This is a genomic window from Tepidicella baoligensis, assembly GCF_013432195.1.
Classification (GTDB): Bacteria; Pseudomonadota; Gammaproteobacteria; order Burkholderiales; family Burkholderiaceae_C; genus Tepidicella; species Tepidicella baoligensis.
The window spans coordinates 58132-70701 of the sequence record NZ_JACCDB010000009.1 but is presented as its reverse complement, the minus strand read 5'-3'; the positions used below and the strand labels follow the sequence as shown (position 1 = coordinate 70701).

At 63.2% G+C, this 12570-nt stretch carries 13 protein-coding genes; 6 read left to right on the top strand and 7 right to left on the bottom strand.

Going from position 1 to position 12570, the window contains the following annotated elements; translation table 11 throughout:
* Positions 1-5 precede the first annotated feature (5 nt).
* A complete protein-coding gene (locus HZS63_RS10260) occupies positions 6-890 on the top strand; it encodes a branched-chain amino acid ABC transporter permease (protein WP_180683945.1) in 885 nt (294 codons plus the stop codon).
* Between the two features lie 5 nt (positions 891-895).
* Positions 896-1855: a branched-chain amino acid ABC transporter permease gene (locus HZS63_RS10255; RefSeq protein WP_180683944.1), complete on the top strand. Its 960-nt coding sequence runs from the start codon at positions 896-898 to the stop codon at positions 1853-1855.
* 111 nt (positions 1856-1966) lie between these two features.
* Here the strand turns inward: HZS63_RS10255 and HZS63_RS10250 are convergent, their stop codons facing one another.
* Positions 1967-3499 carry a protein adenylyltransferase SelO gene (locus HZS63_RS10250; RefSeq protein ID WP_180683943.1) on the bottom strand — a complete coding sequence of 511 codons (1533 nt, stop codon included), beginning with the start codon at positions 3497-3499 and terminating at the stop codon, positions 1967-1969.
* 153 nt (positions 3500-3652) lie between these two features.
* On the opposite strand from HZS63_RS10250, the gene HZS63_RS10245 reads away from it, so the two are divergent.
* Positions 3653-3940 carry a hypothetical protein gene (locus HZS63_RS10245; RefSeq protein WP_180683942.1) on the top strand — a complete coding sequence of 96 codons (288 nt, stop codon included), beginning with the start codon at positions 3653-3655 and terminating at the stop codon, positions 3938-3940.
* A 155-nt stretch (positions 3941-4095) separates the two neighbouring features.
* Here HZS63_RS10245 and HZS63_RS10240 read toward each other — a convergent pair whose 3' ends face one another.
* The 4 genes from HZS63_RS10240 to HZS63_RS10230 are packed head-to-tail and all read right to left on the bottom strand — an operon-like array spanning position 4096 to position 8070.
* A complete protein-coding gene (locus tag HZS63_RS10240) occupies positions 4096-4683 on the bottom strand; it encodes a plasmid pRiA4b ORF-3 family protein (protein ID WP_180683941.1) in 588 nt (195 codons plus the stop codon).
* Between the two features lie 42 nt (positions 4684-4725).
* A complete protein-coding gene (locus HZS63_RS10235; protein ID WP_180683940.1) occupies positions 4726-6549 on the bottom strand; it encodes a glutamine--tRNA ligase/YqeY domain fusion protein in 1824 nt (607 codons plus the stop codon).
* Between the two features lie 25 nt (positions 6550-6574).
* Entirely contained in the window at positions 6575-6706 is a 132-nt protein-coding gene (locus HZS63_RS14145) for a hypothetical protein (RefSeq protein WP_281364040.1), read from the bottom strand.
* A complete protein-coding gene (locus HZS63_RS10230) occupies positions 6703-8070 on the bottom strand; it encodes a M48 family metalloprotease (protein ID WP_180683939.1) in 1368 nt (455 codons plus the stop codon). The genes HZS63_RS14145 and HZS63_RS10230 overlap by 4 nt, the downstream gene beginning before the upstream one ends.
* 164 nt (positions 8071-8234) lie before the next feature.
* On the opposite strand from HZS63_RS10230, the gene HZS63_RS10225 reads away from it, so the two are divergent.
* From HZS63_RS10225 to HZS63_RS10215, 3 genes are all read left to right on the top strand, one after another.
* Positions 8235-8591: a hypothetical protein gene (locus tag HZS63_RS10225; protein WP_180683938.1), complete on the top strand. Its 357-nt coding sequence runs from the start codon at positions 8235-8237 to the stop codon at positions 8589-8591.
* Positions 8592-8717: 126 nt separating this feature from the next.
* Complete coding sequence (locus tag HZS63_RS10220) at positions 8718-9548, top strand: undecaprenyl-diphosphate phosphatase (RefSeq protein ID WP_180683937.1); 831 nt, start codon at positions 8718-8720, stop codon at positions 9546-9548.
* Between the two features lie 16 nt (positions 9549-9564).
* Positions 9565-10851 carry an MFS transporter gene (locus HZS63_RS10215; protein ID WP_180683936.1) on the top strand — a complete coding sequence of 429 codons (1287 nt, stop codon included), beginning with the start codon at positions 9565-9567 and terminating at the stop codon, positions 10849-10851.
* On the opposite strand, the gene HZS63_RS10210 is transcribed toward HZS63_RS10215, so the two are convergent.
* Both HZS63_RS10210 and HZS63_RS10205 read right to left on the bottom strand, forming a co-directional pair.
* A complete protein-coding gene (locus tag HZS63_RS10210) occupies positions 10838-11695 on the bottom strand; it encodes an alpha/beta fold hydrolase (RefSeq protein WP_180683935.1) in 858 nt (285 codons plus the stop codon). The two genes, HZS63_RS10215 and HZS63_RS10210, sit on opposite strands and share 14 nt — an antisense overlap.
* Before the next feature lie 11 nt (positions 11696-11706).
* Positions 11707-12534, bottom strand: coding sequence for a proteasome-type protease (locus HZS63_RS10205; RefSeq protein WP_180683934.1), 828 nt, complete (start codon positions 12532-12534; stop codon positions 11707-11709).
* Positions 12535-12570: the final 36 nt, after the last annotated feature.

Below are 12570 nucleotides of genomic sequence, written 5' to 3'. Positions count from 1 at the left end.
TCACCATGGAAATATTTGGTATTCCCTCCCAGGCCTTGTTCGGGCAGTTACTGATCGGGCTCATCAATGGGTCGTTCTATGCGCTGCTGTCGCTGGGTCTGGCCGTGATCTTCGGCCTGCTCAACATCATCAACTTCACCCACGGTGCGCAGTACATGCTGGGGGCGTTTGTCGCCTACCTGGGGCTGACGCACTTGAACATGAGCTACTGGGTTGCTCTGCTGGTCGCACCGCTGGTGGTTGGGTTCACGGGTATGGTGATTGAACGCACCATGCTCAAGCGGCTCTACAAGCTCGACCACCTTTACGGCTTGTTGCTCACCTTCGGTCTGGCCCTCATCATCCAGGGGCTGTTCCGCAACGCTTACGGCTCATCGGGCATGCCGTACCCAGCGCCCGAAGTTTTCATGGGGGCGTTCGACCTCGGCTTCATGTTCCTGCCTAAGTACCGGGCGTGGGTGATCGTGGCTTCGGTGGTGGTTTGTCTGGCCACGTGGTACGTGATCGAGCGCACCAAGCTGGGCGCTTACCTGCGGGCCGCCACAGAGAACCCCAGTCTGGTGCAGGCCTTCGGCATCAACGTGCCGCGCATGATCACACTCACATATGGCTTTGGTGTCGGGCTGGCTGCACTGGCCGGCGTGATGGCCGCGCCCATCTACCAGGTCAACCCCACCATGGGGGCCGATCTCATCATCGTTGTGTTTGCCGTGGTGGTGATTGGTGGCATGGGCTCGATCATGGGCGCCATCGTCACCGGTTTCGGTCTGGGCCTGATCGAGGGCCTTACCAAGGTCTTCTACCCCGAGGCATCCAACACGGTCATCTTCGTGATCATGACCCTTGTGCTCCTCCTCAAACCCGCCGGTCTGTTCGGTACCCAGAAGTGAAGCCCATGTCGCACCCGATCTCTGCCTCTCTCTTGACCAAGTCCTACAAGCATCAGTGGGTAGCCTTTGCCATCATGGTGGTGGTGCTGTCGCTGGCGCCAATGGTGGTGTACCCCGTCTTCATGATGAAGGTGATGTGCTTTGCGCTGTTTGCCTGTGCCTTCAACCTGCTACTGGGTTTTGGTGGTCTGCTGTCGTTTGGGCATGCCATGTTCTTGGGCTCGGCCGGCTATGTGTCGGCCCATGCGGCCAAGGTCTGGGGTTGGAGCCCCGAGCTGTGCGTGATCGCGGGCACCCTCACCGCGGCCGTGCTGTCGGTGGTGGTAGGGCTGCTGGCCATCCGTCGGCAAGGTATCTACTTTGCCATGATCACCTTGGCCCTGGCGCAGATGATCTTCTTCTTTTCGTTGCAAGCCCCGTTCACCGGTGGTGAAGACGGCATCCAGGCCGTGCCACGTGGTCAGCTGTTTGGTTTCATTGACTTGGCCGACACCATGAACATGTACCTGTTCGTGATGGCGATCTTTCTCTTGGGCTTTTTGCTGGTGTGGCGAGTGGTGCATTCGCCGTTCGGCCAGATTCTCAAGGCTATCCGTGAGCACCAGGACCGGGCCACGTCGCTGGGTTACGACACCGATACCTTCAAGTTGGTGGCTTTCGTGATCTCCGGCGCTTTGTCCGGTACCGCCGGGGCAACCAAGGTGCTGGTGTTCCAACTCGCCTCGCTGACCGATGTGCACTGGACGATGTCGGGCGAAGTGGTGCTGATGACGCTGGTGGGGGGCATGGGTACGCTGTTTGGCCCGGTGGTGGGGGCAGCGGTGATCGTTTCCATGCAGAACTATCTAGCCCATCTTGGCGCGTGGGTGACGGTGGTACAGGGTTTGGTGTTTGTGGTGTGTGTGCTGGCGTTCCGCCGCGGCGTGATCGGCGAAATCGCCCATTGGATCAAGAAGCCGCTTTGAGAGAATTGGCCCCGCAAGTCACATATGTTCACGATTTGCGGCTGAGCGCGAGCCAGCGTTGCACGAACTGCATGGGGCTGGATGTGGCGCAGTGGTGAGCCAATAACAGGTTCAGGTGCCGCAGAAAGTTCGATAACCACGGGTCTGCTCGGGCGAGCCGGGCTGGGTCCAAATGGTGCCGGTCCGGGTGCCGGTCCGGGTGGCGTCAAAAGGCTGGCGTATGGCGGTCAGCAGCGCTTCGAACGGGCGCAGGTTGGCGTCGGTGCTGGCGGCGTCCAGCGCCGCTTCCACCAAGTGGTTGCGCGGGATCACCAGCGGATTGGCGGCGTCCATGCGGTCGGCGGCTTCGTCGGCACGGCCCGGTTGCTGCGCAAGCCGGCACCGCCAGCGTTCCAGCCAGGCTTCCAGCGCCGGGGTGCCGGCGCCGAAGTGCTCGGCCAAGGCGGGGGTCGCACCCGACGAACCTGTGCGTAACACGGTCGAAAGCAATCGAAACCCCAGGGTGTGATCGACCTGCCATCGGTGCAGCAGTTGCAGGTAGTCGTTCGCCAGCGCTTGGTCACCGGACGCATCGGCCGTATCGACCAGGCCCAGCTTGCGGCGGCATTCGGTCAGCCAGCAGGCCCGGTAGATGGCCGGATATTCGTTGACCAATGCTGTGGCACGCTCCACGGCCTGCGCTTCAGGAAGGTTCATCACGGGCAGCAGTGCTTCGGCCAAACGAGCCAGGTTCCACTGGGCGATGCCGGGCTGGTTGGCATAGGCGTATCGGCCGTGGTCATCGATGGAGCTGAACACGGTGTCCGGATCGTGCGCCTCCATGAACGCACAAGGGCCGTAGTCGATGGTTTCGCCCGACAGGGTCATGTTGTCGGTGTTCATCACGCCGTGGATGAAGCCTACACCCATCCAGCGCGCCACGAGGGCGGCCTGCCGTTCCATGACGGCCCTCAGCAATGCCAGCGCGGGCTCGGGTGTGTCCATCAGCGCCGGGTCGTGCCGGGCAATGGTGTAGCGCAGGAGCCGGCGTAGTCCACTCACATCGCCCCGGGCAGCCAGGAACTGGAAGGTGCCCACCCGCAGGTGGCTGGCGGCCGTGCGGGTGAGAATGGCGCCGGGCAAGAGGCGCTCGCGGCGCACCGTTTCACCCGTGGCCACTGCGGCCAGCGTGCGTGTGGTGGGGATGCCGAGCGCATGCATGGCCTCGCTGATCAGGTATTCGCGCAGCACCGGTCCCACGGCGGCCTTGCCGTCTCCCCCACGCGAAAACGGGGTGGGACCGGAGCCTTTGAAGCCGATGTCGTGTCGCCGACCCAGCGGGTCCAGCACCTCGCCCAACAGCAGGGCGCGCCCGTCGCCCAGTTGGGGCGAAAAACCACCGAATTGATGCCCGGCGTAGGCCAGGGCGATCGGCTGCGCACCAGGCGGCACCACCTGCCCGGAGAACACCGCCAGCCCTTCGTCGCTGGCCAGCCGATCGGCGTCCAGCCCCAGTTCGCGCGCCAGTTCGTGGTTGAAGCGCAGCCAGCGCGGCGCCGGGGCGGGCTGTGGTTGCCAGGGCAGGTAAAGCCCCGGCAGTTCGCGTGCGAAGCTGTGGTCGAACGGGAAGTGCAAGCTGGATGTCTGGGTGCTGAGGACAGTCATACACTAGGGATTCTCCTGTCTTGGCAAGCACCTGCCGAGGCAAGGGTTATGTACTGCGGGTTATGTATTGCGGGCTTGCCCGCATTGCTCGTGGCTGTGTCTGGGCTTACGATGAATCTGCATTTGTGTTGTCCTTTGCACGGAGCACACGCCATGGTCACAGTCGATGAGTTGCCTGCCGTCAAGCAGGGGCATTGGTTTTTCGCTGGAGTCACCACCTGCCCGGTACGCATCGTTCGCCATCACACCTTGTACGGCACCCATGACCCGGACGACCCACCCGAAATCGCGCAAGACCGCGAGGCCGAGTGTTACTACATTCGCTACCACCTGCCCCGACTGGATTCGCCCTGGCTGGATGGTGGCACAGCGCTCACGCTGCGCGAAGCCGTGTTCCTGGCCGAACGCAAGCTGGGCCCGGTCGTCACCTGGGACGACTGAGTGCCGTGTTGCCGGGTTCGCTGCTGTGGCTGGGGGCTGAGCCACGGCAGTTTGGTGTCGATGTACGACCGGGTGCTCTGGCCGCAGCAGCCTGGGGAAGCAGGAGCCGCGAGAAACTGAACCCCAGAGCATGAGGCTGTTGCGGTATACAGGCGCTACTTCCTCAGCTTGGCCACCGCAGTTTGCAGCGCCGCAAAGTTCAGGGAGCCGGGCTCTTGCTCACCGAACATGTCGCGGGCCGTTTCATGGTCTTCGTGCGTGGCGTCGTACCAGGCGGCAGCCCAATACGCGGCGCCGGGCGGGCCGCCGCAATCCTCAGGAGGGCATCCATTCTGCGCCTTGAGCAAATGGGGCAGGGGCGTATGGGCGTTGCTGAAAGCCATCAACGTCACCGTGTGCAACCACTCATCACCAAAGTCGTAGAGGTACAGCAGGCGTTGTTTGGGTGTGGTCAGCAGTTCACAGAGCTTGACCTTGGCGTCGTTGCCCATGGGCTTGCTCCAAGCTCCAGGGTCGGGTTGTTGCCATTTGCGCAGGTTGGGGATTTTCCAGAACGATTCGGTGGCCCGAAGCGGCAGGGCAAAGGCATACAGATGTGCGTTTTCCCACCCCATGGCGGCCTGAATCACCTTGTGCAAGGCGCGCAGGGTGATGTCTGGCTGCACCAGCACCTCGCGGTAGATGGTCGGCTTGAGGTTCTTGAGCTCAATCCGCAAGAGATAGGCATTGTGCGTTGGTGGCATGGTGTCATCGACCCGTCGCAAAGTAGCCTAGTGGAATCAGATCTACTTTCCCCACGAATCCTTCAACCCCGTCACCCGGTTGAACACGACCTTTCCATCCACCCCGTGCTCCACCCGGTCGGCCACAAAGTAGCCGTGCCGCTCGAACTGGAACTTCTGGTCAGGCTTGGCGGCGGCCAGTGAGGGCTCGACGTAGGCCGTGACCACCTTCAGGCTGTTGGGGTTCAGCGCATCCAGGAAGTTCTTGCCGCCCGCATCGGGCTGCGCTTCGGTGAACAGGCGGTCATACAGGCGTACTTCGGCCGGTACGCCGTCATTTACGCCCACCCAGGTGATGGCAGCCTTGGCTTTCACGCTGTCGGCGCCGGGGGTGCCGCTCTTGGTACCGGGGATCACCTTGGCGTGCACCTCGGTCACTTGGCCGTTGGCGTCGCGGGCGCAGCCGGTGCATTCGATCACATAGCCGCCTTTGAGGCGCACCACGTTGCCCGGGAACAGGCGCTTGTAGCCCTTGGGCGGCACTTCCTCAAAGTCTTCGCGCTCGATCCACACTTCTTTGCCCATCTTGAAGCGGCGCTCAGGCGGTGGGGTCTGCCCCTCGGCGATGGCCGAGGGGGGCAGGGCAGGCTGGGTGCATTCCTCGGTGTAGGCGTCGCTGCCAAAGGCTTCGGCCCAGTTGGTGAGCACCAGCTTGACGGGGTCCAGCACGGCCATACCACGGTGGGCCTTGTGCTCCAGATCTTCGCGCAGGCAGCCTTCCAGGGTGCTGTAGTCGATCCAGCTCTCGCTCTTGGTCACGCCGATGCGTTCGGCAAACAGTTGAATGGCTTCGGGTGTGTAGCCGCGGCGGCGCAGGCCGACGATGGTGGGCATGCGGGGGTCGTCCCAGCCGCTGACCTTGCCTTCATTCACCAGTTGCGCAAGCTTGCGCTTGCTGGTGATCACGTAGGTCAGGTTCAGGCGGGCAAATTCGTACTGGCGCGGTGGCGGGGCCTTCAGCAAGCCGCCTTCCATCAGCCGCTCCAGCAGCCAGTCGTAGAAGGGGCGCTGGTCTTCGAATTCCAGTGTGCAAATGCTGTGGGTGATTTGTTCCAGCGCGTCTTCAATCGGGTGGGCAAAGGTGTACATCGGGTAGATGCACCATTTGTCGCCCGTGTTGTGGTGCGTGGCGCGGCGTATGCGGTAAATGGCCGGGTCGCGCAGGTTGATGTTGGGGCTGGCCATGTCGATCTTGGCGCGCAGCACGGCGGCGCCATCGGCCAGTTTGCCGTCGCGCATGTCGCGAAAGCGCGCCAGGTTTTCGGCCGGGGAGCGGTCGCGGAAAGGGCTGTTCACGCCGGGCTTGCCGAAGTCGCCCCGGTTGATGCGCATTTCCTCTGCCGTCTGCTCGTCCACGTAGGCATGGCCGGCTTCGATCAAATACTCCGCCGCGCGGTACATGAAATCGAAATAGTCGCTGGCGTAGTACAGGTGGCTTTCGGTTTTGCCGTTGAAGTGGGATTCCCAGTTGAAACCCAGCCATTGCACCGCATCCAGGATGGAGTCCACATACTCTTGCTCCTCCTTCTCGGGGTTGGTGTCGTCGAAACGCATGTGGCAGACGCCGCCGTACTCGCGCGCCAAACCGAAGTTCAGGCAGATGCTCTTGGCGTGGCCCACGTGCAGATAGCCGTTGGGCTCGGGGGGAAAGCGCGTGCGGATCTTGGCCGGGTCGGGCACGCCGGCGTCGTGATGGGCGGCGTCTCCCGGGCTGCCGCCCCACTTGCGGGTGGCATAAGTGCCTTGCGCCAGGTCCTTTTCGATGATCTGGCGCAGGAAGTTGCTCGGTTTGTGAGGGTTGTCGTTCGAATCGGCGGGGGAGTTCATCCCGCCATTTTAGGGGTGGCCTCCTTCAGTTCAGGCGTGGGCGCAGCACCATGTCGCGCTGGCGCCTTTCCACATCGAAGTGCCATAAAAAGCCCTGGCCCCACACCCGGGTGATGAGGAGTGCCCCGTGCCCGGTCGTGTGTTGCGGGGTGTTCACCGAACCCCCCATGCCTGCAAGCGGCTGGCCGCGTATTGCGCGGCTTGGCCTTGGATGTTGGTTTGCAGGAAGCGCTGGTACAGCACGGCGGCTTCGCGTCGGTTGCCCATGCCTTCCAGCGCCACCCCGCGCAGAAAGGTGATGCCGGGGTTGCCCGGCAGCTGCCGGTCAAATTGGGTCAGGTGCTCATAGGCTTGTTGGGGTTGCCTCAGCTGCAAGGCCAGCACACCTGCCACTTTGTGAGCCTGAGCCTCCTGGGGGTAGATGTTTTGAGCGTTCAGGGCGTAGCTGCGGGCTTCTTGCGTTTTGCCCATGGCTTGCAAGCACTGGGCCATGCGCAGGTTGGCGGCATAGTCCTGCGGGGTGGCCTGGATGGCTTTGGCAAACGCCGTTTGCGCGGCGGGCAGTTGCTTGCGGCTCATGGCCATTTCACCTTGCTGGCAGGCTTCGATGGTGGGTTTGAGGCGCCGCAAGCTGGCCGTTTCGTCCATGAAGCGTTCGCGCCGGTTCGGGCGGTTGAGGGTGTGGGCGTATTGCGTTTGGGCCAAACGTTCGGCCGTGGCCACCCGTTCGGTGCTCATGGGATGGGAGCTGAACATGGTTTGCAGCAGGCTGGGGGCTTGTTTTTCCTGCGCCACGAGCAGCTGGTGCAGGTGCGTCATGCCGTTGGCGGGGTAGCCCGCGCGCACCAGGTATTCCTGGCCCAGCGCATCGGCTTCGCGCTCGTTGTCCCGCGAATAGGAGGCCAGCAGCGCGCTGGCGCCAATCTGCCCGCCCACCAATGCCACATCGGCCCACTTGTCGTCCACCATCATGGCCATGCCCATCAGGGCGACGCTGGCCAGCAGGCCTTGGCCGCTGCGCTGGGCGGCATGGCGGGCGTTCACATGTCCCATTTCATGGCCGAGCAGGGCAGCCAGCTCGGCTTCGTCTTGCAAGTTGACCAGAATGCCGCGCGTCACGCCCATGGACCCGGCGGGGAAGGTGTAGGCGTTCACGTAGTTGGCATTCAGCACCCGGTAGCTGTAGGGCATCTGGGGCCGGTGCGTGTGCTGGTGGATGACGGCGCCGACCGTGCTCACATAGCGGTTGACGGCGTCGTCCTGTATCGCCCCCAGGTCTTCAGAGAACTGGTGCGGGGCGTACTGGGCGTCGGCCGCGCGTTCCTGGCTTTCGCTCATGCCCACCAGAATGCGTTCCCCCGTCACGGGGGATTGCGCACATCCCTGCAAGGCTCCTAGGCTGGTGGCGGACACGCTGGCGCCCAGCAGCCACAAGGCCTGGCGGCGGCTGAGCCGCTGGCGGCCCAAGGCGGCTGACAACTGCTCGTGCAGGGGCTGGTAGGGGGTGGCTGCGTGTTTCATGGATGGAATTTTCGTCTTGGCGTGATGTGGCGGCAGGCAGGTCTGATGCCACGGTTACGGTTCGATACGTTCTTCACACGTCTGGTAAGCAGGTAACAGGGTTTTGGACCTGTAATGAAGCCATCGGTTCTGACGACCGCATGTGATTTGGAAAGGATGACGCCATGAAACGAATCTATGGACTGCGTTCGGCTGCTGCTGGCATCGTACTGAGTGCTGCCGGTTTGGCGCAAGCGGGCAATGTGTATTGGTCCATTGGTGTGCACCAGCCCGGCGTGCATGTGGGGGTGAGCAATGTGCCGCCCGTGGTGGTGCAGTACCCGGTGGTGGTGCATAGCCCACGGCCAGTGGTGGTGGCGCCTGTCCATCACCACGGTTGGGTGCCGCCTGGGCACCGGCATGCCAAGCACAACAAATCGCGGAACCAGCAAGTCACGCATGTGCACCATCATCATTACCACGGCAGCGCGCCGGTGACGGTGGTGCAAAGCGCGCCGCCCAACCGCCCGCATTGGCGCTGAGCCGGAGCCTGCGCGGCAACTGTCTAGCGTTGGTCGGGTAAGGGTGTGGACGCCCTTCAGCTACGATCGGGGTTTTAGCTCCTGCACAGGCCGGTGCCTGTGCTTTTTGTTTGCGCGCCAGACCTCATGGATATTGTGTTGCTGCTCAAGGCCGCCGTCATGGGCGTGGTGGAGGGCCTGACCGAATTTCTGCCCATTTCATCTACGGGACACCTGATCCTCACTTCCACGCTGCTCGGGCTGGAAGGAGAAAAAATCAAGGTTTTCGAGGTGGTGATTCAGACCGGGGCCATCCTCGCCATCGTCTCGCTCTATATGCAGCGGCTGCTGCAGACGGTGGTGGACTTGCCGCACGAGGCGCGCGCTCAGCGCTTCACGGGCAACATTTTGCTCGGCTTCTTCCCGGCGGCGCTGGCGGGTGTGCTGTTCATCGACGTGATCAAAGGCGTGTTGTTCAACCCCCTGGTGGTGGCAACCAGCTTCATTGCCGGTGGGGTGGTGATGCTGTGGGTGGAGGCTCGTCAGGTCAGGCAACCCGCCCAGCGGATCGACGATGTGGACACGGTGCGCTGGCGCGATGCCTTGGCCGTGGGCCTGATCCAGTGCCTGGCGCTGGTGCCTGGCGTGAGCCGCTCGGGGGCCACCATCATTGGGGCCATGGCACTGGGCTTTTCACGCCGGGCCGCCACCGAATTCAGCTTCTTCCTCGCCATTCCCATGTTGTTTGGGGCCGCAGCTTACGACTTGTTCAAGCACCGTGCCCTGCTCAGTGTGGAAGACTTGCCCTTCTTCGCTGTGGGCCTGGTGGTGTCGTGGGCGTCGGCCTGGGTGTGTGTGAAGTGGCTGATGCGTTATGTGGCCAGCCACACCTTCGTGCCGTTTGCCTGGTACCGCATCGGGTTCGGGCTGCTGATTTTGGTCACCGCTTACAGTGGGTGGGTGAACTGGACGCCCTGAAACGGTTCCCACGGTGATGAACCGATTGCTGTTGCCGTTGTCGTCGCTGCTCAGCGGCGTGGGTTTGCTGGTGGTGGGCGTGGGCCTGCTGTTTTCCGTGGTGGGGCTGCGCGGCGGCATGGCCGACTTTTCGGGCGTGGTGCTCGGGCTGGTCATGTCGGCCTATTTCGTGGGTTTCGTGTTCGGCACCTTCGTGTGCCCCATAATCATCCGCCGCGTGGGGCACATCCGGGCCTTCGCGGCCATGGCATCACTGGCGTCCACCATGCCCATTCTGCACGCGCTGTGGGTGGATCCGTGGTTCTGGGGGGCGTTGCGTTTCATCACTGGCATTTGCCTGGTGGGGCTGTATATCGTGGTGGAGAGCTGGCTCAACACCGTCGCGCCCACACAGCACCGGGGGCGGGTGTTCGCGGTGTACATGTCGGTGAACTTCGTGGCGTTGGCGCTGGGCCAGTGGCTGATTCTGGTGGGCGACACGCTGGGCTTCGTGCCGTTCGTGCTGGTGTCGATCATGTTTTCTTTTGCGCTGTTGCCGATCACGCTGACGCCGGTGGACGAGCCAGAGCCGGTGGAAGCTCCCCGGCTGAGCCTGCGCTATCTGTACCAGACCTCGCCATTGGGGGTGGCTGGAGCGGTGGGTTCCGGGCTCATCAACGGGGCGTTCTATGGCATGGGGGCCGTCTTTGCCCAGGGCGTGGGGTTTTCCGAAGCGGGCGTGGCCGCGTTCATGGCGGCCACCATTCTGGGAGGAGCCATCTTCCAATGGCCGGTGGGGCATTACTCCGACCGGCACGACCGACGCCACGTGTTGCTGTGGGTGATGGTGCTCAGCGCCGTGTTGGCCGTGCTGGCCTTCGTGCTGGCCCGCCACGCGGAGTGGGTGGTGATCGCCATCGGTCTGCTATTCGGCGGCTTGGTGTTCACCGTCTATGGCCTGAGTGTGGCGCATGTGAACGACCTGGTGGACTCCTCCCGCGTGCTGGAGGTCACCGGCGGTTTGCTGCTGGTGCATGGCATCGGGGCTGCGCTGGGACCGACTCTGGCCGGCATCTTCATGGATGTTTTGCAGCCCGAAAGCCTGATGCTGTACTTTGCGCTGGTGTTGACGTTGCTGTCGCTGTACGCGGTCAAGCGCATCCGCGCAGCCGCCCCGGTGCCCGAGGCCGAGAAGTTCGACTTCGTGATGATGGGTACCGGCTCGCAAGCCGTGCTGCAACTGGACCCTCGGACACCGGTGGCCGACGCCAAAACCGAGGAGCCTGGCGCAGAGGCCCCGCCAGCCGATCTCAATCGGCCATGAAGCTGCGCAGGGCCCGGTCGATGGCCATGGCGGTCTCCTCGGGCCGTTCCATGGGGAACAGGTGCGTGCCTTCGATCATTTGCAGGCGTTCGCTCGGCGTCTTGCCCACCAGTCGATGCGTCATCGCCATGCCTACCTGGCGCATTTCGGCCGATTCGGTCCCCCCGATAAAAGCCACCGGGCACTGCAGCGGGTGGCGGCGCAGCAGGCGGTCCAGGTTGTGGGGCAGGGTGTTGTAGATGCGCGTTTCGATGTCGCGGTCGAAGCTCAGCACACGCTTGGTGCCGGTGGCCGTGGCCACGTCGTGCGTGCCGTGTTCGATGTAGTCGCGCAGCACGCGCGGGTCCCAGCGCGCAAAGCTCTTCTTGCGGGCGAAGTGGGCCATGGCCTCCTCTGCATTGGCCCAGGTGTTGCGCCGCTTGCGACTCACCTGTCCGGGTGACAGGGCTCCGATGAGCCGGGTGTGCTTGGCCGCTTGCAGTGCGCGGGCACGCCAGCCACCCAGCACGGGCGAGTCGAGCATCACCACGCCACGGACCTTCATGCCGGCGAGTTCGGGGTGTTTGGCGGCGCACATCAGGCTGAGAAAGCCTCCGAGGGAATGGCCAACCAGGAACAGGGGGCCGGTGTGGCCCGCGCATTGGTTGACCACGAAATCGGCCAGTTGCTGCACCAGGTGCGGCCAATTGCTGGTGACCGGGTAGGCCGGATCATGGCCGTATTTGTCCACCGCCTCGACCCGGTAGCCGCGTGCGCGCAGGGCTTCGAAGATCACGCGGTAGGTGGCGCCGGGGAAGCTGTTGCCGTGGGAAAAAACGATCGCGGGGGTGTTGGAGGGAGTCATGGGCGCGGGCATCAGATCAGTTTTTCCTGCGGGCTGGTGATTTTCTTGAGCGGGGCGTGGCGGCTGCTGCCTTCCATGAGCGGGGCATCGGTCGGGCGGCCGTCCCAGGCGGGATGGTCGATGCTGTCGAACACCTCGCGCAAGCGTTGGCCCCAGGTCTCGCGCAGCATACGGAAATAGGGGTTGTGATGGTCGATGCAGACGATGCGGTCGCTGCGCAGGCTGTCAGTCTGGTAGACCGCCATGTCCAACGGCAGGCCGACCGAGAGGTTGGACTTCAGCGTCGAGTCCATGGAGATGAGCACGCACTTGGCGGCTTCGTCCAGCGGCGTCTCGGGGGTGATCACGCGGTCGAGCACTGGCTTGCCGTATTTGCTCTCTCCGATCTGGAAGAAAGGCGTTTCGGGTGTGGCCTCGATGAAGTTGCCCGGTGAATAAACCTGGAACAGGCGCATGCCTTCACCGGCGATCTGACCGCCAAAGATCATGCTCACGTTGAACTCGACCCCCGCGCGTTTGAGCGATTCGCCGTCGCGCTGGTACACATGGCGCACGGCCGAACCGAGTACCCGCGCCGCGTCGAACATGCTTTTGGCATTCCAGATCGTGATGGGTTCGCCGCTGTCGGCGTCCTTGAGCTGTTCGACCTGCAGGATTTCGCGGATCGACTGCGAGATGCTGAGGTTGCCGGCCGACAGCAGGCACATGAAGCGGTCGCCCGGCTTTTCGTAAACGATCATCTTGCGGAAGGTGCTGATCTGGTCCAATCCAGCGTTGGTGCGGGAATCGGACAGAAAGACCATGCCGGCCTTGAGTTTCACGGCGACGCAGTAGGTCATGGCGGGGACAGGCGAATATGGGGACACCGATGCTAG